Origin of the sequence: Arthrobacter sp. 2MCAF14 (genome assembly GCF_052115645.1) — a bacterium.
Lineage (GTDB): Bacteria > Actinomycetota > Actinomycetes > Actinomycetales > Micrococcaceae > Arthrobacter.
Window position 1 is genome coordinate 208,254 of record NZ_JBFRHB010000001.1, and the last position, 21,398, is coordinate 229,651.

At 64.8% G+C, this 21,398-nt stretch carries 16 protein-coding genes and 1 tRNA gene; 8 read left to right on the forward strand and 9 right to left on the reverse strand.

Annotated elements, in window-relative coordinates; genetic code table 11:
- Positions 1-140 precede the first annotated feature (140 nt).
- The 3 genes from hrpA to AB4074_RS00955 are packed head-to-tail and all read right to left on the reverse strand — an operon-like array spanning position 141 to position 5,373.
- Positions 141-4,148: an ATP-dependent RNA helicase HrpA gene (hrpA, locus tag AB4074_RS00945; protein WP_441411715.1), complete on the reverse strand. Its 4,008-nt coding sequence runs from the start codon at positions 4,146-4,148 to the stop codon at positions 141-143.
- 13 nt (positions 4,149-4,161) lie between these two features.
- Entirely contained in the window at positions 4,162-5,148 is a 987-nt protein-coding gene (locus AB4074_RS00950) for a helix-turn-helix transcriptional regulator (protein ID WP_441411716.1), read from the reverse strand.
- Between the two features lie 60 nt (positions 5,149-5,208).
- Positions 5,209-5,373, reverse strand: coding sequence for a hypothetical protein (locus AB4074_RS00955; RefSeq protein WP_236811764.1), 165 nt, complete (start codon positions 5,371-5,373; stop codon positions 5,209-5,211).
- An 81-nt stretch (positions 5,374-5,454) separates the two neighbouring features.
- On the opposite strand from AB4074_RS00955, the gene AB4074_RS00960 reads away from it, so the two are divergent.
- Positions 5,455-6,423 carry a GlxA family transcriptional regulator gene (locus AB4074_RS00960; protein WP_441411717.1) on the forward strand — a complete coding sequence of 323 codons (969 nt, stop codon included), beginning with the start codon at positions 5,455-5,457 and terminating at the stop codon, positions 6,421-6,423.
- Here AB4074_RS00960 and AB4074_RS00965 read toward each other — a convergent pair.
- From AB4074_RS00965 to AB4074_RS00990, 6 genes are all read right to left on the reverse strand, one after another.
- Entirely contained in the window at positions 6,420-6,731 is a 312-nt protein-coding gene (locus AB4074_RS00965; RefSeq protein WP_441411718.1) for a protealysin inhibitor emfourin, read from the reverse strand. The genes AB4074_RS00960 and AB4074_RS00965 overlap by 4 nt on opposite strands.
- 33 nt (positions 6,732-6,764) lie before the next feature.
- Entirely contained in the window at positions 6,765-7,781 is a 1,017-nt protein-coding gene (locus AB4074_RS00970; RefSeq protein WP_441411719.1) for a M4 family metallopeptidase, read from the reverse strand.
- 177 nt (positions 7,782-7,958) lie between these two features.
- A tRNA-Arg gene (locus AB4074_RS00975) sits at positions 7,959-8,031 on the reverse strand.
- Between the two features lie 87 nt (positions 8,032-8,118).
- Positions 8,119-9,639, reverse strand: a complete 1,521-nt coding sequence (locus AB4074_RS00980; RefSeq protein WP_441411720.1) for an FAD-dependent oxidoreductase — start codon at positions 9,637-9,639, stop codon at positions 8,119-8,121.
- On the reverse strand, positions 9,636-10,508 hold the full coding sequence (locus AB4074_RS00985) for an FAD:protein FMN transferase (RefSeq protein ID WP_441411721.1): 873 nt from the start codon (positions 10,506-10,508) through the stop codon (positions 9,636-9,638). Before AB4074_RS00985 ends, AB4074_RS00980 begins: the two co-directional genes overlap by 4 nt.
- 4 nt (positions 10,509-10,512) lie before the next feature.
- The gene (locus AB4074_RS00990; protein ID WP_236811752.1) at positions 10,513-10,932 is read right to left on the reverse strand and encodes an FMN-binding protein; all 420 of its coding nucleotides are present in this window, start codon (positions 10,930-10,932) and stop codon (positions 10,513-10,515) included.
- A gap of 219 nt (positions 10,933-11,151) precedes the next feature.
- Here AB4074_RS00990 and argS point away from each other — a divergent pair, with 219 nt between their 5' ends.
- The 7 genes from argS (at position 11,152) to prfA (ending at position 21,387) form a co-directional block, all read left to right on the forward strand.
- On the forward strand, positions 11,152-12,801 hold the full coding sequence (argS, locus tag AB4074_RS00995) for an arginine--tRNA ligase (RefSeq protein ID WP_441411722.1): 1,650 nt from the start codon (positions 11,152-11,154) through the stop codon (positions 12,799-12,801).
- Between the two features lie 5 nt (positions 12,802-12,806).
- On the forward strand, positions 12,807-14,285 hold the full coding sequence (lysA, locus tag AB4074_RS01000) for a diaminopimelate decarboxylase (protein WP_441411723.1): 1,479 nt from the start codon (positions 12,807-12,809) through the stop codon (positions 14,283-14,285).
- Entirely contained in the window at positions 14,278-15,594 is a 1,317-nt protein-coding gene (locus AB4074_RS01005; RefSeq protein WP_441411724.1) for a homoserine dehydrogenase, read from the forward strand. The genes lysA and AB4074_RS01005 overlap by 8 nt, the downstream gene beginning before the upstream one ends.
- Positions 15,595-16,701, forward strand: a complete 1,107-nt coding sequence (gene thrC, locus AB4074_RS01010) for a threonine synthase (RefSeq protein WP_284984698.1) — start codon at positions 15,595-15,597, stop codon at positions 16,699-16,701. It begins immediately after the preceding gene.
- A 2-nt stretch (positions 16,702-16,703) separates the two neighbouring features.
- Complete coding sequence (gene thrB / locus AB4074_RS01015) at positions 16,704-17,678, forward strand: homoserine kinase (RefSeq protein WP_441411725.1); 975 nt, start codon at positions 16,704-16,706, stop codon at positions 17,676-17,678.
- 301 nt (positions 17,679-17,979) lie between these two features.
- Positions 17,980-20,136 carry a transcription termination factor Rho gene (rho, locus tag AB4074_RS01020; protein ID WP_441411726.1) on the forward strand — a complete coding sequence of 719 codons (2,157 nt, stop codon included), beginning with the start codon at positions 17,980-17,982 and terminating at the stop codon, positions 20,134-20,136.
- Between the two features lie 177 nt (positions 20,137-20,313).
- Positions 20,314-21,387: a peptide chain release factor 1 gene (prfA, locus tag AB4074_RS01025; RefSeq protein ID WP_441411727.1), complete on the forward strand. Its 1,074-nt coding sequence runs from the start codon at positions 20,314-20,316 to the stop codon at positions 21,385-21,387.
- Positions 21,388-21,398 lie beyond the last annotated feature (11 nt).

The window sequence follows — 21,398 nt, forward strand, 5'->3', positions numbered from 1 at the left end:
GAGCGTCGGGGGAAAGGCGTGTATAGGTGAGCGAGCGTCGGGGGAAAGGCGTGTATAGGTGAGCGAGCGTCGCTACCGTCGCGGGAACCCGTCGCATCCCGGGAGGGAGGGAAGCGCAGGTATTCTGCCCGGCGCCCCGGCTACGCGGGTGCCAGCGCCTGGTTGAGCACGGTCCGGATGCGCTTTTCCGAAACCGAGTAGGCTGTGCCAAGCTCGACGGCGAAAAGGCTCACTCGCAGCTCCTCGATCATCCAGCGCACCCGTGTTAATTCAGCTCCTGCCCGTCGGCCAGGCAGCAGGGCGGAGACGGCGTCGTCGTAGTCGTCCTCCAATGCCTGCACCACCGACATGTTCAGCCCGTCACGCTGGACATTGTTCGGAAGTTTTTCGAGGCGCTTCTCGATTCCGGCCAGATACCGCGGCAACTGGCTCAATTGGGCGTAGCCCGTCCGTGCTACAAAACCGGGGAACACGAGCTGCTCCAGTTGGCTCTTCATGTCGTTGAGCGCACTGATCAAGGCGAGGCTCGTGCTGCCCTTGAGTTGCTTCTCGATCCGCCGGGTGCTCCCCAAGATGCGTTCGACGACGGCGGTCACCGTGAAGACGGTGTCGATCAGCTCCGCACGGACCAGTTCGTACAGGGCATCGAACGCCGCCTTGTCCCAAGGAAGTTCGGCCGGAGTCAGCTTGTCGATGGCCGCCAGGACGCAGTCCGCGATCAAGGCGCTCACCGAGCCGTGAGGGTTCTGGCTGAACGTCAACTTCTCCGTGTTGTTCAGATGTTCCAGGACGTAGCGGTCCGGGGCGGGAACCCGCAGGGCGAGCAGCCGGATAACGCCGCCGCGCATTGCCGGCTCCTGCTCCGCCCGGGTTTGGAACACGCGCAACGCAACGGATTTTCCCTCATCCACGAGAGCGGGAAAGCCCGTGACATCGTGCCCCTTCACCGTGCGCGTCACTTGGCGTTCGATAGCTCCGAAAGTCCACTCGGTCAGCCCGGTTTGCTCGGACAGGAAACCGGCGGACTGCTGGGTCGTCCCGCCGCGGCCGTTTCCGCCGCTGGATCCGGTACCGCCGGCATTTGGGGCGCCCTTCGGACCGTTGGCGCGTGCCGTCGTCGCGGGTGTTGCCCCGAGGGATTCGGCGATGGCCCGGCGGGTGGCCGGGGCCAGCTGTTCCTGGAGTGCGGCGAGGTCCTTGCCTTCGTCGAGCACCTTGCCGCGGCTGTCCACCACTTTGAAGCTGACGCGGAGGTGCGCCGGCACGGCGTCCCAATTCCACGATCCCGGAGGAATGATGTGTCCGCGGATACGGCGCAGCACCAGCTCGAGCGAGGTTTGAAGATCGTCCGAGGCGGGATCGAAGTCGGTTTCCAAGGCAGCAGCCGCTTGCCGGGCCACGTCCGGGGCCGGCACGAAGTTCTTGCGGATCTGTTTGGGCAGCGACTTGATCAAGGCCGTGACGAGTTCCACCCGCTGGCCGGGTATCTGCCATCGGAAGGCGGCGTCGTCGAGCTGGTTGAGGAACAGCACGGGAACCTCGGCTGTGACGCCGTCCGAGGGATTGGGCGGCGAGCCGGGAGCCACGGGATGGAACTCGTAGCTCAGGGGCAGCTCAAAGCCCTTGTGCAGCCAGGTTTTCGGGTAGGCGGAATCGTCCAGGGCTTCGGCGTCCTCGCTGATGAGCAGCGATTGGTCGAAGTCCAACAAGGTGGGGTCCTGCTGGCGGGCTTCCTTCCACCATTTGTCGAAGTGGCGTTCGGAGACCACGTCCTTGCCGATCCTGGCGTCGTAGAACTCGAACAGCGTGTGGTCGTCCACCAGGATGTCCCGGCGGCGCATCCGCGTCTCGAGTTCCTCGATCTCGTGGAGCAAGGCGCGGTTACGGTGGAAGAATTTGTGGTGGGTCTTCCAGTCGCCTTCTACCAGGGCATGCCGGATGAAGAGTTCGCGGCAGAGCTCGGGGTCGATCCTGCCGTAGTTGATGCGGCGGTTCGGGATGATGGGAACTCCGTAGAGCATGACCTTCTCGTGCGCCATGACCGAGCCCGTCCGGGTGGACCAGTGGGGTTCGCTGTAGGAACGCTTCACGAGATCCGGCGCAACCTGCTCGGCCCACAGGGGATCGAATTTCGCCGCGACCCGGGCCCAGAGCCGGCTAGTTTCAACCAACTCCGCGGCCATCACAAAAGCGGGCGACTTCTTGAACAACGCCGAGCCCGGGAAGATGGCGAATCGGCTGCCTCGTGCTCCGGCGTATTCGCGCTTGCGTTCATCCAGCATGCCGATGTGGCTCAGCAGTCCCGAGAGCAGGCTGATGTGGATTCCCTCGTTGTTGCCTACGGGGTCGGCCTCGCGCTTGTTGTCGATAGTGATTCCCAGCGGCTTGGCGAGCTGGCGCAATTGCTGGAAGAGGTCCTGCCATTCGCGGACGCGCAGGTAGTTGATGAACTCGTTCCTGCACAGCCGGCGGAACTGCGTGGAGGAGAGCTCCTGCTGTTTTTCCTGGATGTAGTTCCACAGATTCAGGAATCCAGTGAAGTCCGAGTTCTCGTCCCGGAAGCGCGCGTGCTTCTCGGCGGCAAGCTGCTGCTTATCGCTCGGGCGCTCGCGCGGATCCTGGATGGTCAAGGCCGCTGCCAGGATCATGACTTCCTTGACGCAGCCGCGCTTTCCGGCTTCCACAATCATCCTGCCGAGCCGGGGGTCGACCGGGAGTTGGGCCAACTTCTGCCCGACGGCGGTCAGGCCGCCCCGGTTTTCTGCGCCGCCCCCGGTGCGCGCGTTGCCGCCGTCGATGGCCGGGGGAGCGCCGCCGTCGCCCGTGCGTGCTGCGCTGAGGGCGCCGAGTTCGCGCAGCAGCGTGACGCCGTCGTTGATGGCACGGGAGTCCGGCGGCTCAACAAAGGGGAAGTTCTCGACGTCCTTGGGGCCGCGGGCAACACCCATGGCGGTCATCTGCAGGATGACCGCGGCAAGGTTGGTCCTCAGGATCTCCGGATCAGTGAACGGGGGGCGGGACTCGAAGTCTTCCTCGGAATAGAGCCGGATGGCGATACCTTCGGACACGCGACCGCAGCGGCCGGAACGCTGGCTTGCCGATGCCTGCGAAACACGTTCGATCGGCAGCCGTTGCACTTTGGTGCGGTGCGAGTAACGCGAGATGCGGGCCGTGCCGGTGTCGATGACGTATTTGATGCCCGGCACCGTCAGGGAAGTTTCCGCGACGTTGGTGGCAAGGATGATCCGCCGTTTGCCGCCCGGGTTGAAGACCCTGTGCTGCTCCTGCAGGCTCAAACGGGCAAACAACGGGAGGACCTCCGTGCCCGCCAGCCTGCGGTTGGCTTGGATCCGGCCGTTCAGGGCTTCCGCCGCGTCGCGGATTTCGCGCTCGCCGGAGAAGAACACCAGGATGTCTCCTGGAGCCTCAAGGGCGAGCTCGTCGACGGCGTCGCACACGGCGTCGAGGGGATCGCGGTCCTCCTCAAGCTCGTCGTCGGACGCGTCCTCATCTTCGCCGGAGGCACTGCCGCCGGCCGGTTGGGACAGCGGACGGTAGCGGATTTCCACCGGGTAGGTCCGGCCCGAGACTTCGATGATCGGCGCAGGTTCTTCTTCGCTGCCGAAATGCTTCGCGAAACGCTGGGGGTCGATGGTCGCCGAGGTGATGATGACCTTCAGGTCCGGCCTTTGCGGCAGGATCCGCTTGAGGTAGCCCAGGATGAAGTCGATGTTGAGGCTGCGCTCGTGTGCCTCGTCGATGATGATGGCGCTGTACTTCCGCAGCAACTTGTCCCGCTGGATCTCGGCCAGCAGGATGCCGTCGGTCATCAGCTTGATTTTGGTAGCCCTGCTGACTTCGCCGGTGAAACGGACCTGGAAGCCCACTTCCTGCCCTATCTCCACGCCCATTTCGAAGGCGATGCGTTCGGCAACGGTACGCGCGGCAAGGCGGCGCGGCTGGGTGTGGCCGATCAAGCCCTTGTCCCCGAGGCCGAGTTCCAGGCACATTTTGGGGATCTGGGTGGTCTTGCCGGAACCGGTTTCGCCGGCGATGATGGTCACCTGGTTTGCGGCGATGGCCGCCATCAAGTCCTCGCGGCGCTCGGAGACGGGCAGCTCTGCGGGGTAGGAAATATGAAGTGTCATGGCTGCTGACAGTCTACTGTGGCGGCGCGTCGCCTTGCAGTGAGTGCTTCCCGGCGGCCTTTTCCAATCGCCCGGCCATGGTGCGGGCATATTCCTTGAATTCCTCCGGAGAGATGATCTCAAAGTCCATGTCGAGCGCCGCGAGGTGCGCCGCGGGCTGGGCCAGGCTGTCCCAGCCGGCACGGAGCAGGGTGGCGTTCCCGCCGTCGTCGCTCAAGCTCGCGAGCTGCGGGCCGACGACGGCGGCCACCTCGGCGATGGGGGCGTGGAGGCGCACGACGACGTCGTAACGGTACGGCGAGCGGGTCACGGAGCGCTGGACGTAGTCCGCGAGGTCCTTGGCCGGCAGGGGGCGCGGCACATACTTCTTCCGTTCGGCCGGAAGCGTGGCGATGCGGTCGGCGCGGAACGTGCGCCAGTCTTCCCGGTCCACATCCCACGCGACGAGGTACCAGCGCCGCCCGGTGTCCACCAGCCGGTATGGCTCCACCAGACGCCGGCCGGCGTCGCCGTCAGCCTTGACGTAGTCGAAACTGAGTTGTCGCTTGTCCGCGATCGCCGCAGAGACCACCGTGAGCTGCTGGGGGTCTACCGACGCCGCGTTGCTGGGCAGCGTGGTGACCGCAGCCTTGAGCATCGCGAACTTCGGGCGGAGTCGTGCGGGCAGCACCTGCTCGAGCTTGGCCAAGGCTCGAACCGACGCTTCGCCGATACCGGCGACCGGACCCGCCGCCACGGAGTTGAGCCCCAGTGCGACGGCGAGTGCTTCATTGTCGTCGAGCAGCAACGGCGGGAGCTGCGCCCCGGCGCCCAGCTGGTAGCCGCCGGCTACGCCCGGTGAGGCATGGATGGGGTAGCCGAGGTTCCGGAGCTTGTCGATATCGCGGCGGACCGTGCGCTCGGTGACACCCATCCGCTTGGCCAATGCCGGGCCGGTCCATTCACGCCGGACCTGCAGCAAGGACAGCAATTGCAGGAGCCTCGCGGATGTCTGGATCATGGCATTGAATCTAGCCCACGATGCGGACAAAAGTCGTCCGTGTTCAGGGGCAGACTGTGCTTAGAACGCGCGCAGTGTCCAGCATGAGTTGTTAGGCAGATCCCTCGCCGTCCAGGGCTCGGAACGGTCGGGAAGCCGGCCGCGGCCGTCCCGGAGGACAGCTGAGATGGAAGCGGCGGCAGTGATGATGAGGATGATGAAGAGCAAGACTCCGATGAATTCCATGACTCCATCGTGGTCCTTGTGCACCCCAAGAAACAGTGGCAGAAACGACCCATTTAGGCAATTTTCTGCCACACTGGATCTATGTTGAAAACGGTGGCAATCATTGTTGTTCCCAACTTCTCGATCTTCGAATTCGGGACCGCCTGCGAGGTCTTTGGCATTGACCGCGCGGACCGTGGGAGTGGCGTTCCCGGCTTTGACTTCAGGGTCTGCACTCCCGTCCCCGGAGACGTGAAGATGAAGTCCGGGCTGTCGATGCACGTCGGCCTGGGCCTGGAAGCCACGGCCGATGCCGACCTGGTCATCATGGCTCCATACGGACGGGATGAGGACGTGCCGGAGTCTGTATTGGCTGCGCTACGGGCGGCGCACGCGCGCGGGGCCTGGGTCATGTCAATTTGTTCCGGGGCGTACGCGCTTGCCCGTGCAGGCCTCCTTGACGGGCGCCGCTGCACCACGCACTGGCATTATTCACAGGACCTCGCCAGCAGGTACCCGCAGATTCACGTGGACGAAAATGTGCTCTACGTCCAGGACGGAACGATCATCACAAGTGCCGGCACGGCCGCCGGCATTGACGCCTGCCTGCATCTGATTCGCGTCGAGCTTGGCGCCCACGTTGCTGCCGCCATTGCCCGCGACATGGTCGTTCCGCCGCACCGCGACGGCGGCCAGGCCCAGTTCATCGACCGGCCCATGCCCACGTGCGGCTCTGCGCCCATGGAGGCATTGCTGCGCTGGATGGTGGAGAACCTCGATCGGGACCACAGCGTCAACGAACTGGCGGCCCGGCTGCACATGTCCGCCCGGACCTTCGCCCGCCGGTTCCGGGCCGAAACGGGTGCCACGCCGGCGGCCTGGCTCAACTCGCAACGCGTGCTCCGGGCCCAGGAACTCCTGGAAACCACGGAGCTGAACATCGACGAGGTTGCGCGCGAAGCCGGGTTCGGGCATTCCGTGCTGCTGCGGCACCACTTCGCCAAGGTCCTGGCCACGAGCCCGCAGTCGTACCGCAGGGCTTTCCGTGGCCAGTTGGCGGAGGTTGGCTAGCGGCGGAGGGTCTCGTGTCCCTCTACCTTGGCGTTCTCCACGAGGGTGTGCCATGGCCCGGTGACATCGGTTTCCGGAAGCGTGGCCCGGTGTTGTCCGGCGCGGATCGAATACATGAACCGGTCGGCTTGCCCGGCCGCTCTCCCGGCTGCCTGCGCGGCCGCTAGTGCGCGCGATGGCACCTGGTCCCAAGGGCAGGCCTCCACGATCGGCATCCAGCGTCTCTTGTCTTCGGAAGTGGCGGCATCCACGGTCCAGACGCGTGTGATCGCGGCGACGCCACCGCTGCGCTGGACAGTGATTTTCATGTTCTGCGGCTTCCACTGCTCCGGAGGGTGCTGCTAGAGCTTTACCTTCACAGTTTCCCACGCCTTATGGACTGCGTCATGCTCGTTTGAACCGGCGCCGAAGAGCTCCTCCGCCGACGCCGCTGTGGCCTTTGCGAAGCGTCCGAACGTGCACGTGGCAGGCAGTGAGCCGCTGCTCAGCGTGTTGTACCAGATCTGTCCCGGCGCCTCCCAGGCATTGCCGCCCAGCTCCAGGGCAACAAGGGAGAACGCCCGGTTGGGGATGCCTGAGTTGATGTGCACACCGCCGTTGTCCGCGGTGGTCCGGACGTACTTGTCCATGGAGTCCGGTTGCGGATCCTTGCCGAGCACGTCGTCGTCATACGCAGTCCCTGGTGCTTTCATGGAACGAAGCGCGGTGCCTTGGACGGCGTCGGTGAACAAGCCCTCGCCGATCAGCCAGCTGGCCTCGGCAGCAGATTGCTTTTTGGCATACTGCTCCACAAGCGCCCCGAAAACATCCGACATGGACTCGTTGAGGGCCCCGGCCTGGTTCCGGTAGGCGAGGGCCGCCGTGTACTGGGTGACGCCGTGGGCGAGCTCGTGCCCTATCACGCTGAGCGACGTCGTGAACCTTTGGAAGATCTCGCCATCGCCGTCACCGAAGACCATTTGGCTGCCGTTCCAGAAGGCGTTGTCGTACAGCTCGCCGTAGTGGACAGTGGCATCGAGTTTCAGCCCGGCGCCGTCGATCGAATTCCGGCTGAACGCCTCGGCAAAAAGCGCGTGGGTTTCGCCCAGTCCGTCGTAGGCTTCATCGGCGGCAGCGTCGCCCGTCGCCGGACCTTTCTCCTTGCGGACAAGCGTCCCCGGCAAAGCCTCGGTGGAGCCGGCGTCGTAGATGGTCCGCTTGGGCGGGCCGGGCTTCGCCTGGCGCGCCGTGGGCACAGGGACTGGCACCGGAAGCGCCCGGACCGCCTGGAGGTTCTTGATGTGCAGCAGGGATTCCTTGGCCGCGCGGGCAATCACCCGCAGGCGGGGCTCGTGCTGGGCCGCCAGCCTTCGCAGCATGTAGGGAGGAATGATGGAACAAATCACGGCGAACCCTTTCGTACCTGTTGGACGGGTACGAACAGCTTAGGAGCGGCCACCGACTTTTTTGGCAGGCCCGGTGCGGCATGTCCCCGGCAACGCGGACAGGCAAAGAAAAACCCCGCCGGTTCCTTGAACTGGCGGGGTTTTCTGTTGTGCCCTCGATAGGATTCGAACCTACGGCCTTCTGCTCCGGAGGCAGACGCTCTATCCCCTGAGCTACGAGGGCATCCGGGGCTCCCGTCCGTTGCCGGAGGGACGTCCACGAGCTTAGCAGGTCACCGCGCCGCAATGGAAAACGGGCGGGGGCGAGCCGTCAGTAGCCCGCGAAAGCGTCCACATGGATTCGTCGGGCTCCGGCATGGCGGGCGGCGGAGCGAAGGGTGTCCACGTTTGCCGGGGACCCGGAGACGTACACTTCCCGCTCGGCGACATCGGGGATCAGCTCCCGCAGGGAGTCGCCGTCGATGCGGCTCCGCCCGGCGTCGTGCATGAACGACGGCGGGGAACCGTCCGAAAGGCGGGCGATGACCCGTGCGCCGGAGGCCGCCAGGACATCGCTCCCGGCTAGTTCGGCGGCACTGGGGGCGAGATACAACACGACGATGTCCCTTCGCGCGGAGTCGCCGGACGCCAGCTGGGAAAGAAAAGGGGCAATCCCGATTCCCGCCGCGATGAGCAGCACGGGTTTGCCGGCGTCGGGCGGTAGGACAAAGTCGCCGCCCACCGCGGTTCCTTGGACGCACTGTCCAGGCTCAAGCGCGAGCAACGCGCGCTTGGCGGCCGAGACAGGTTCCGCCGTGCCGACGCCGAATGTCATTTCGGGCGAGTCCGGCGCGCTGGTGATGCTGAAGACCCGTCGCCGTCCTTTCCCGTCCGAGCGAGCGTGCGGAAGGTTGAGTTCCATGAACTGCCCCGGCAGGAAACGGACGGGCCGTCGTGGCTCAAAACGGAATTCGGTGGTGAAGGGCGTCATCGGACGCGAACCCTTGTACGTCAGCATGATTCCGCCGCGCTGTCCCACGAGAAAGGCGAGGAGGTTCCCGATGAGCAGTGCGAGCTCGGGCGAATTGGCGACGACGCCCGCCAGGTTGTAGGGCACCGCAAACAACAAGGCCACGACGGCGGCCAGTGCCACTTGTTGCCATCGGCGGGGAGGCAGGGTGAGGGGCTCGGTGAGCATGAAGCCGACGAAAAACAGCAACGGCTGCTGCGCGATCGGTTGCCACACAGCGGAGCCGAAGCTCATTCCGCCCCGGAGGAGCACGGCGCAGACCACCGACAGCGCCACCACCAGGAAAGCGCAGGCCATGAGCACCTTCAGCGTCCGGTAGAGCACCAGCGCCACGCCGGGGACCAGGAGCCACAGCATGGCCGGGGTTGCTGCCCACCACGTGGCGATGTTCAAACCCGTCAGCCCTGCGATGAAGGCGCCCGCCGCGGCGGGATTGAAAATATGCCGTCCGCGGAAGGCCAGGACGTATTTGGATGCCGAGGCGATGACACATGCCACGGCGACACCGGCGAGATCCGGGATCTGGACCGAGGGAATCAGCTCGGTGGGCCAGAACAGGAAGTACAACAGAAGGCCTGTGATGAGCGAGGACTCCGAATGCGGCTGCACCTTGAAGAGCATGGCCACGAGCCTGTTCGATGCGTACGTCAGACCCAGGCACAGCACGAGGTGGACCAGCATCTCAGGCAGCCCGAAGCTTAGCCACCCCAAGGCGTTCAACACCAGGCTGTACACCGCGAGTACGGCAAGGACCCAGAGGATCAGCCGGTACATCGTGAAACGGCCGAGCCAGGCATCCACTCGCGCTTTGATGGCAATCATGAGAACAGTGTCCCTTCGAAGCCGGCCGAATAGGCGGCGTGTCCGTCCGAATAAACCTTGAGCCAGGAGAATTCGAATTCTCCCTCAAGCACCTTCGGATCCACCATGAAAAGCGCCGTGGCCAGGGCATCGGCTTCCACTGCGGTGGCAGCCATGGTCCACGTGGCCACCACGGTCTCTATCGGGCGACCAGTCGCGCCGTCGAGGACATGGTGCAGCCCGTCGCCCCACGCGCGGCGGTTGGCGGCGGAGGCGCACAGCGCGCCGTCGTGGAGTTCGACGACGCCGATCGCCTGGGTGGGGTCGTACGGGTGTTCGAGGGCCACGCCCAACGGTTCCGCCCCGGAATGGAGCATGTCGCCGCTGGCATCGACAAGGAACTCCGTGATTCCCGCTGAGCGCAGGACCGCTGCCGCAAGGTCCACCAGCTGGCCCTTCCCGGCAGCACCGATGTCCAGGACCACGGGTGCGGAAGCGGAGATCGTCGTACCCTTCCAGGCGAGGACGTCTTCCCACCGCGGTGCCGCCACCGGGTGGCCGAGGGGCCGCAAGGCATAGCCCGCACCGTAGCCCAGTCGCTCGAGGCTGCCGCCGATGAGCGGCGTCATGGCGCCGTTGCTGAGGCGGTACAGCTTTTTGAATAGCTGTTCCAGCTCTCCTGCCCCGGCCGGGAGGGTGACGGTGCCGGCTTCACGGGCGAGCGCTGCAACCAGGGAGTCGTCCCGGAAACGCGAATAGCTTCGGTCGTAGTCCTCCACGACGCCGAGCAGGCTGACACGCACCCTGTCCGGGAGTTCCTCCGGCGTCGAGATTTCCCATCTGGTCCCGATACCGTCGAAGCTGAAAACGCTCCAGCCCGTGTGCGTCATGCGCCTACTTGGCCTCGGACTTGATGGTTTCCACGGCCTTGTTGAATCCTTCGCTGGTCAGCGAGGAGCCGGCAACCTTTGAGACGTTGATCTCGTCCAGTTTCTTTCCGACCACCTGCGCGGCGATGCCGTTCTTGAACTGCCCTTGGAATTCCTTGGTGTTCGGGTTGTTGGCATGGACGGTGATGTCCACCGCGGAAATAGTGCTGCCGGCCAAGGTCAGCTTGACGCCCACGGTTTCACCGCCATTGGGTGAAATGTAGTCACCGTCCGCGCTGTAGGTACCGTCCTTGTACGGGCCGGAGATCGTGGAGGTCTTTTGCGGGGTGCTGCCTTGGGCCGAGGGGGCGCAAGCTGCCACCGAACTGGCCAGGGAGAGGCCGGCGGCGCCCACCAGAAGGCCCTTGCGGAGTGGCGTAGTCATGGTTCTGCTCGTTTCAACTGGACTCGAAAAGGGTCAATGCACATTGCTCCGGGCCGTGGGCCGATCACACCATTGACGTTGATTTCAGCCTATCGGTTCAGTCTGGGAGCTCTACTGGCCGAAGCTGAGCGTCGGCTGGGTGCGCGCTGGTGCCCGCGTGTGCGCATTGCTAAGCATAAGAATTCCACCACTTGCAAGCCCCACCGGTAGGCTAGACAGGTGACTCCCGAAGAACTCTCAGCCGCCATATCCGCCTGCCTGAAAGACGCGGTCGCCGCCGGCGAGCTTGCGCTTTCAGAATCTGCCCTCCCCGAGGATGTGCGCGTGGAGCGACCGAAGAACCGGGAGCACGGCGACTGGGCCACGAACATTGCCTTGCAGCTTGCCAAGCACGCCGGGACCAACCCGCGTGAATTCGCGACGATACTGGGCAAGCGCCTGGAAGCGATTGACGGCGTCACTGCCGTGGACATCGCGGGCCCGGGCTTCCTTAACATCACCGTGGATGCGGCCGCCGCCGGCGCGCTGGCCAAGGTCATCGTCGGGGCGGGAAGCTCCTACGGAACCAACCAGGCGCTCGCAGGCCATGTGGTCAACATGGAATTCGTCTCGGCCAACCCCACGGGACCGCTGCACATCGGCCACACGCGCTGGGCCGCCCTGGGCGATTCCATTGCCCGCGTCCTCCGCGCCTCCGGTGCGGAGGTCACCGCGGAGTACTACATCAACGACGCCGGCTCGCAGATGAACGTTTTCGCGAACTCCGTACTGTCCCGCCTGCACGGACGCGGCGTTCCTGAGGGTGGCTACCCGGGTGAGTACATCCGGGAACTCGGCGACGAGGTCCTCAAGGCCCATCCGGCAATCCGCGAGCTGACCGACGAGGCAGCATTGCCCGTGATCCGTTCCGCCGCCTACAAGGCCCAGATGAAGGACATCAAGGACACCCTGGCCGGGTTCGGCGTTGCTTTCGATGTCTTCTTCTCCGAGCAGGAACTGCACGACGGCGGTGCGATCGAATCGGCCGTTGCCCGCCTCCGGGAGCAGGGCCACGTGTTCGACGACGGCGGGGCAGTCTGGCTGCGCACCACGGACTTCGGCGACGACAAGGACCGCGTGATGATCCGGGCCAACGGCGAACCCACGTATTTCGCCGCCGATGCCGCCTACTACCTGTCGAAGAAGGACCGCGGCTTCACGGAGAAGATCTACCTGCTCGGGGCCGACCACCACGGCTACATCAACCGGCTCAAGGCCATTGCCGCGTGTGCGGGCGATGACCCCGAGGTCAACATCGAGGTCCTGATCGGCCAGCTGGTCTCCGTCAACGGTGCCAAGCTGTCCAAGCGTGCCGGCAACATCATCGAGCTCAAGGACCTTATCGAGTGGCTCGGGAAGGACGCGGTGCGTTACTCGCTCGCGCGCTTCCCCGCCGATTCGCCGCTGACACTGGATCCGGAACTGCTGAAGAAGAACAGCAACGAAAACCCTGTGTTCTACGTTCAGTACGCGCACGCCCGCTCCCGCGGCACGGCACGCAACGCGATCGAGGCCGGCGTCGACCACAGCGCGTTCGACGCGTCCCTGTTGGACCACGCCACCGAGAACGAGCTGCTGTCCTACCTCGGCAGCTACCCGTCCATCGTGGCCAAGGCCGCGGAGCTGCGCGAACCGCACCGTGTGGCCCGCCACCTCGAGGTCATTGCCGGCGCCTACCACCGCTGGTACGACGCCTGCCGCGTTTCGCCGCTCGGCGACGAACCCGTCCAGGACGTCAACCGCACACGGCTTTGGCTCAACGACGCCACGAGCCAGGTGCTGGCCAACGGACTTGAACTCCTTGGCGTTTCAGCTCCGGAACGGATGTGATCGGCATGCAGCAAACCCCCAGCAACGCCGCAGGCTCGCCCCTTGCCCCCGAATGGCTTGCCGTCCCGGACGACGTCAACGCGCTTCACACACCGATGTGGGCCGAAGGAGTCCGGAGGAACGACGACGGCGAACTCGCCATTGACGGGGTTCCTGTCAGTGACCTCAAGGCGGAGTTCGGCACCCCGTTGTTCGTCATGAGCGAGGGCGATTTCCGTGCCCGCGCCCGCTCCTTCAAGGATGCCTTTGACGCAGCTTTCGAGGACATCTGCGGGGGAGTGGACGTCTACTACGCCGGTAAGTCCTTCTTGTGCACTGCGGTGGCCAGCTGGGTGGCCGAGGAAGGCCTGCGCCTGGACACGTGCTCAGGCGGCGAACTCGCCGTCGCGGCCCGCGCCGGCATCGACGGCGCCAACCTGGGGCTGCACGGCAACAACAAATCCGACGCCGAGATCAACCGGGCGCTGGACATGAAGCTCGGACGCATCGTGGTGGACAGCCTCGATGAGCTTGAGCGGGTTGCCAAAATTGCGTCCGGCCGCGGCGAGACGGCGAAGGTCTTGCTGCGGCTGACTCCCGGCGTCCACGCCCACACCCACGAATTCATCGCCACAGCCCACGAGGACCAAAAATTCGGTCTCTCCATGGCCGGGGATACGACCGAGTCAGCCGGCCTCTCGGCCGCCGAAGAAGCCGTTGCTGCGGCCACCTCGTACTCCAACGTGGAACTCCTGGGCCTGCATTGCCACATCGGTTCCCAGATCTTCGAGCCCGACGGATTCGCCCTGGCAGCCGAGAAGCTGTTGGGATTCCTCGCCGCGATGCAGGCGAAGTACTCCATCGTCTTGCCGGAACTGGACCTGGGCGGCGGCTACGGCATCGCCTACACGCCCGTGGACACGCCCCGCCCCCCGGCCGAAATCGCGCGGGCGATGGCCGCCGTCGTACGCTCCAAGTGCGCTGAGCTTGGCATCAGCTCGCCGCGCATTTCGATCGAACCGGGCCGCGCAATCGTGGGCACCAGCACCTTCACCTTGTACGAGGTCGGGACGCTGAAAACGGTTCGCGTCGATGCGCCTGGCGGGACAGCAGGGCAGGAAAACGTTACGTTCCCGCGCCGCTATGTGTCGGTGGATGGCGGCATGAGCGATAACGCCCGTCCGGTGCTGTACGACGCGGATTATTCGGCCATTCTCGCCTCTCGGACCTCGGACGCCGCCCCGCAACTGTCCCGAGTAGTGGGCAAACATTGCGAGAGCGGCGACATAGTTGTTAGAGATGTATATCTGCCCGAAGACGTGGCAGCCGGTGATCTGCTCGCTGTACCGGGAACCGGCGCTTACTGCTGGGCCCTCTCAAGCAACTACAACTATCTGGCCAGGCCTGGCGTTGTCGCTGTGCGCAATGGATCCGCCCGGCTGATCGTCCGCGGGGAAACCGAAGAAGATCTCTTGAACCGCGACATGGGAGTGGCGAATGTCTGAAGTGCGAACCCTGAAGGTGGCCCTGCTGGGCTGTGGCAACGTGGGAGCCCAGGTAGCGCGGATTCTCCTGGACGACGCCGACGCCCTTGCGGCCCGCACTGGCGCACGCTTGCAGCTGTCCGGCATCGCCGTGCGAAACATTGATTCAGAGCGCGACGTCGAATTGCCGCGCGATCTGTTCACCACCGACGCCGACACCTTGGTCAAGGACGCCGACCTGGTGATCGAACTCATGGGAGGCATCGAGCCCGCCCGTTCGCTCATCCTGACCGCCATGCAGAACGGCGCCTGTGTCGTGACCGGCAACAAGGCGCTTCTGGCACAGGATGGCCCCACGCTCTATGAAGAGGCCGACAAGGCCGGCGTCCAGCTCTCCTATGAGGCCGCCGTCGCCGGAGCCATTCCGATCCTGCGCCCCATCCGTGACAGCCTCTCCGGCGACCGCATCACCCGGGTCCTGGGCATCGTGAACGGCACCACCAACTTCATCCTCGACCAGATGGACAGCACCGGTGCGCAGTTCGCTGACGCGCTGGCCGAGGCCCAACGGCTCGGATACGCGGAAGCCGATCCGACTGCCGACGTCGAAGGCCATGACGCTGCGGCCAAGGCCGCCATCCTCGCGTCGTTGTCCTTCCACACGCGCTTCGCCCTCGAAGACGTCTACTGCGAAGGCATCACCAAGGTCAGCGCAGCCGACATTGCTGCCGCAAAGGAAGCAGGCTTCGTCATCAAGCTGCTGGCCATCGCCGAGAAGATCACCAATGCAAACGGCGACGGCGGCATTTCAGTCCGCGTCCACCCCACTCTCCTGCCTCGCGAACACCCGCTTGCAGCCGTTCGCGGTGCGTTCAACGCCGTCTTCATCGAGGCCGAGAACGCCGGGGAGCTAATGTTCTACGGCCAGGGCGCCGGCGGAACCCCGACGGCGTCTGCCGTCCTGGGCGATCTCGTCTCAGCGGCGCGCCGGGTGGTGCTTGGCGGTCCGGGTCGTACCGAGACAACCACCGGCTACGTGCCCGCGCTGCCGATCGATGCGTCGACCACGAGTTACTACATCGGCCTCGACGTTGCCGACCAGGCCGGCGTGCTGGCCCGGATCACCCACATCTTTGCCGAGCACGGCGTATCGATTGAAATCATGCGCCAGACGATCCACCGCGACGCCGCCTCGAAGGTTGAGTCGGCCGAGCTGAAGATCGTCACCCATCGCGCATCCGAAGCCGCACTCGCGGCAACCGTCGAGGCCGTCAAGGGCCTGGACGTCATCAATTCTGTGACATCCGTCCTGCGGGTAGAAGGGGTCTAAGTGGCTCACCAATGGCGCGGAGTAATCCGCGAATACGCTGATCGTTTGCCTGTAACGGAAGCCACGAAGGTGATTACCCTCGGCGAGGGCGGAACGCCGCTCGTTTACGCGCAGAAGCTCTCGGAACTCACCGGATCCACTGTGTACCTGAAGGTGGAGGGCATGAACCCCACCGGATCCTTCAAGGACCGCGGCATGACCATGGCCATGACGGCGGCTGTCGAAGCAGGCGCCAAAGCCGTTGTCTGCGCCTCCACGGGCAACACCTCGGCCTCGGCCGCAGCCTATGCCACGGCCGCCGGGCTGAAGTGCGCCGTTTTGGTCCCCGAAGGCAAGATCTCCATGGGCAAGCTCAGCCAGGCGATCGCCCACGGCGCCACGCTCCTGCAGGTGGACGGCAACTTCGACAACTGCCTGGACATCGCCCGCAAGCTCGGCGAGTCCTACCCGGTGTTCCTCGTGAACTCCGTCAACCCGGCGCGAATCCAGGGCCAGAAGACCGGTGCCTTCGAAATCGTCGACGCCCTCGGAGACGCTCCGGACATCCACGTCCTCCCGGTGGGCAACGCGGGCAACATCAGCGCGTACTGGAAGGGTTACAAGGAGTACTCCGCGCCCTTCGAGTCCGCAACCGCCGGCACCCTTCCCGCTGTCTCCACCAAGACGCCGGCCATGTGGGGATTCCAGGCAGCAGGCGCGGCACCGTTCGTGGCAGGCCACCCCATCACCGAACCGGACACGATCGCCACGGCCATCCGCATCGGAAACCCGGCATCCTGGGACACCGCCATCGCGGCACGCGATGAATCCGGCGGCTTCATCGACGCCGTGACCGACGAGGAAATCCTCGATGCCCACCGCTGGCTCTCCGCCAAGGAAGGCGTCTTCGTCGAACCCGGTTCCGCGGCAGGCGTAGCCGGCCTCATCAAGAAGCACGCCGCAGGCGAGGTTCCCACCGGCAAGACGATCGTCATCACCGTCACCGGACACGGACTCAAAGACCCGCAGTGGGCTCTCCGCACCGAAGACGGCAGCGAGGTCCAGCCGGTCAAGGTGCCGAACGACGTCGTGACCGTGGCATCCGAACTGGGACTGGAAGAAAACTAAGAGTGGAAACCACGCAGCCCACCGCGACCGGTCTCAAGCTTGTCGCGGCAGGCCAGCGGCTGACCGTCAGGGTCCCGGGTACCAGCGCCAACCTGGGCCCCGGCTATGACAGCCTCGGCCTGGCATTGTCGATCTACGACACCCTGACTGTCGAAACACTCACCACCGGAGAGCTCGAGTTCGAGCTCTCCGGTGAGGGAGCAGACACCCTTCCTCGCGATGCCAGCCACCTGGTTGTGCGCGCCCTCAACACGGCCTTGGAACGACTCGGTTTCCGGCACAGCGGTCTCAAGATCACCGCGGACAACGTCAACCCGCACGGCCGCGGACTTGGCTCCTCGGCCTCGGCGGTGGTTGCTGCCGTTACCGCGGCCAACGCCTTGGTGCCCGAATCCGCCCAGCGTGACCGCGAATGGATCCTGCAACTCACGAGCGAGATGGAAGGGCACCCGGACAACGTCGCACCCGCGATTTTCGGCGGACTGGCCTTGTCATGGCAGGACAGCGAGCAGTACAGCAGCACCCGCGCAGAAGTGATTCCGTCGGTCATCCCGATCGTCGCCGTGCCTGACTACGAACTGTCAACCGAAACCGCCAGAGGTTTGCTGCCTGCTTCCATCGGCCACCACGCAGCAGCGATGAACTCAGGACGCGCGGCCCTCCTGATCCACGCGTTGACGGCAGACCCCCGTTTCCTGCTTCCCGGAACCGAGGACTACCTGCACCAGAGCTACCGTGCAGAGGCAATGCGGCCAAGCGCGGCGCTGATCACGGCATTGCGGTCGGCGGGCCATGCAGCTGTCGTTTCAGGGGCGGGGCCTACAGTTCTGGCATTGGCCAACGGCGCGGACGAAGCCGGGGCGATTGCCGAATTGATTAACTCGTTCACCGCGGACAACACTCCGGACGTTGCCTGGCGCGTGATGACACTGGCAGTGGACGTTGAAGGTGCTAGAGTGGACTTGCACCGGCGGTAGAACCGCGGGCAGTTCCCTGACATTGGATCCCGGCTAAATGCCGTTCCCGTCTCATACTGTGTCGAAGTCTGCCGGTGTCGTCTCCTTATCGGCCTGTCGCAGGTGCCACAGAACCCTTTCTGTTACCCGAACCGTCAGCCCGCGCCCCGCCCGCCGGAGCATCGAAGACGTATTAGTATCCGGCCCTGCTGAAACTAACCCGGCAAGACCGAAATCACGGCTGCAGATCTGAACTGCAGTCCAGAACAAATCATCGCGTCCAGCTCTAGGTCTGGACGCCGTCGAGGGGGAAGGATCCTTCGTGACAGAAACCACTGAGCTGGCTTCAGCTGTGGACACAACATCTTCTGCAGCTGAATCAACGGCCGCAACCGCTAAGAGCAGCGGCCTTGCAGGCCTCAAGCTCGCGCAGCTCCAGGCTCTCGCCAGTCAGCTGGGCATTTCGGGCGGATCCCGTATGCGCAAGGGGGACTTGGTCTCGGCTATTTCGGCCCACCGTGCCGGTGCAACCACCAGCAAGGCTCCCACTGCGGCCAAGGCCGTGGCAGCAAAAGCCGCGCCTGCAGCCCCGGAAGCTGAGACCTCAGCCGCACCTGCCGCAGCATCCACCGAAGCTCCTGCGCAGGACGGCACCCGGGCACGTGGCCGTGGCCGAAGCCGTCGCGCCACCAGCGATGGTGTTGTTGCCGCTCCTGCCGCCGCGGAAACCGCGGAAGCTCCCGCCGTCGCCGTCGAGCCCGCTCCCGTCGCCGAAGCAAGCGAGGCCGCCGGCGAACGCCGCCAGCCGCGCACGCGGAACCGTCGTCGTGGAGAGGCCGCTCCTGCGGAGGCCGGTGAAGCCGGTGAGACCCGCGCTGCCGAGCAGCCCCAGGCCGAACAGCCCCGCGTAGAGCAGCGTCAGGCCGAGCAGCGTCAGCCCGAGCAGCGTCAGCCCGAGCAGCGTCAGCCCGAGCAGCGTCAGGCCGAACAGCGCCAGCCGGAGCAGCGTCAGGCCGATCAGCGTCAGGCACAGCCGCGCCAGGGAGACCAGGCTTCGGTCGAAGCCGGCGAACCCGGCCAGCGCGAACGCCGCGACAACACCCGTACGCGTCGTGAAGACACGAACGAGGGCGATGACACCGGCAACCGCCGCAATCGTCGCAACCGCCGCGACCGCAACGATCGCCAGGGTCCGCAGGACAACCGTGACAACCGCGACGGAAACACCCGCAGCGACCGCTTCCGCGACCGCAACGAACGCCGCCGCGGCCGCGGACAGGGACCGGACGTCGACGATGTCGAGGTCACCGAGGACGACGTCCTGCTGCCGGTTGCCGGCATCCTGGATGTACTCGAGAACTACGCGTTCATCCGCACTTCCGGTTACCTGCCCGGCGCAAACGACGTGTACGTGTCCCTCGCCCAGGTCAAGAAGTACAACCTGCGCAAGGGTGACGCCGTCGTCGGCGCAATCCGCGCCCCGCGTGACGGCGAGGACCGCAGCCAGCAGACCGCGCGCCAGAAGTTCAACGCGCTCGTCCGCGTCACGTCGGTCAACGGCAAGACGCCCGAAGAGCTCAAGGACCGCGTCGAATTCGCCAAGCTCGTCCCGCTGTACCCGTCCGAGCGCCTGCGCCTCGAAACGGATCCCAAGAAGATCGGCCCGCGCGTCATCGACCTCGTGGCCCCGATCGGCAAGGGCCAGCGCGGCCTGATCGTCTCACCGCCCAAGGCCGGCAAGACGCTCATCCTGCAGTCCATCGCCAACGCGATCACCACCAACAATCCTGAGGTCCACCTCATGATGGTGCTGGTCGACGAACGTCCTGAAGAAGTCACGGACATGCAGCGCACCGTCAAGGGTGAGGTCATTGCCTCTACCTTCGACCGTCCCGCCGATGACCACACCACGGTTGCCGAGCTTTCCATCGAACGCGCCAAGCGCCTCGTGGAAATGGGCATGGACGTGGTGGTCCTCCTGGATTCCATGACCCGCCTGGGCCGCGCCTACAACCTGGCAGCACCGGCCTCCGGCCGTATCCTGTCCGGTGGCGTCGACTCCGCTGCGCTCTACCCGCCGAAGCGCTTCTTTGGTGCTGCGCGCAACATCGAAAACGGCGGCTCGCTCACCATCCTGGCAACCGCGCTCGTGGAGACCGGTTCCAAGATGGACGAAGTCATCTTCGAAGAGTTCAAGGGCACGGGCAACATGGAGCTCCGACTGTCCCGCCAGCTGGCGGACAAGCGCATCTTCCCGGCCGTGGACGTCAACGCTTCGGGTACCCGTCGCGAAGAGAACCTGCTTTCGCCTGAAGAAGTCAAGATCATGTGGAAGCTGCGCCGCGTCCTGTCCGGACTCGAGACCCAGCAGAGCCTTGAACTCTTGACTAACAAGATCCGGGAGACCGGGAGCAACGTCGAGTTCCTCATGCAGGTTCAGAAGACGACTCTTGGAGCCAAGTCGGATAACGACAAATAGCTGTTTTAGGGGCGGGTGCTGGTTCGTTCGTGCGGTTGATTCCGCGCGGATGTTCCGCCCCCGCCCCTTCCCGTTGCAACGCGGGGTCACTTACGGCCCATGCCGGGGGCCTGGATGGGCCGTAAGTGACCCCGCGTTGCAGTTATTAGACTTGTAGAAGTCGAAAGAGGTTTTGAAATGTTTGAGTCCGTACAGGGATTGCTTGATGAGCATGCTGCTATCCAGGCGCAGTTGAGTGATCCTGCCGTTTATGCCGACCAGGCTTTGGCCCGCAAGTTGGGGCGGCGCTCTGCCCAGTTGCAGGGCATCGTTGAGGCGTACAACCGTTGGCGCGGGCTCATGGACGATCTCCAAGCAGCCAAGGAAATGGCTTCCGAGGACGCCGAATTTGCCGCCGAGGTAGACGAAATCGAGGCGAAGCTTCCGGCCGCGCAGGAGAAATTGCGGCGGTTGCTGATCCCTCGCGATCCCGACGACGCCCGCAACGTCATTCTTGAGGTCAAAGGCGGCGAGGGCGGCGACGAAGCTGCGCTGTTCGCCGGGGACCTGCTGCGCATGTACATGCGTTACGCGGAGTCCCGCGGCTGGAAGACCGAACTCATCTCGGCCACGGAATCGGATCTGGGCGGCTACAAGGACGTCCAGATGGCCGTCAAGGGCAACTCGAACGATCCCGCTGAGGGCGTTTATGCCCGCTTGAAGTTCGAAGGCGGCGTGCACCGCGTCCAGCGTGTCCCTGTCACCGAGTCGCAGGGCCGCATCCACACTTCCGCGGCCGGCGTACTCGTGCTCCCCGAAGTGGATGAGCCCGAAGAACTCGAAATCAACCAGAACGACCTCAAGATCGACGTCTACAGGTCCTCGGGTCCCGGCGGCCAGTCCGTCAACACCACGGACTCGGCAGTCCGCATCACCCACTTGCCTACCGGGATCGTGGTGGCCATGCAGAACGAAAAGTCCCAGCTCCAGAACCGCGAAGCCGGCATGCGCGTCCTCCGTGCCCGTATCCTCGCCCACCAGCAGGAGCAGATCGACGCCGAGAACTCGGCCCAGCGCAAGTCGCAGATCCGCACCATGGACCGTTCGGAGCGCATCCGTACGTATAACTTCCCGGAAAACCGGATTGCCGACCACCGTACCGGCTACAAGGCCTACAATCTCGACGCCGTCATGAATGGTGACCTGGAACCGGTCATCCAATCGGCCATCGAGATGGATGAACAGTCGCGCCTGGATGCCCTGGGCGAGTAACAGCCTGCAAG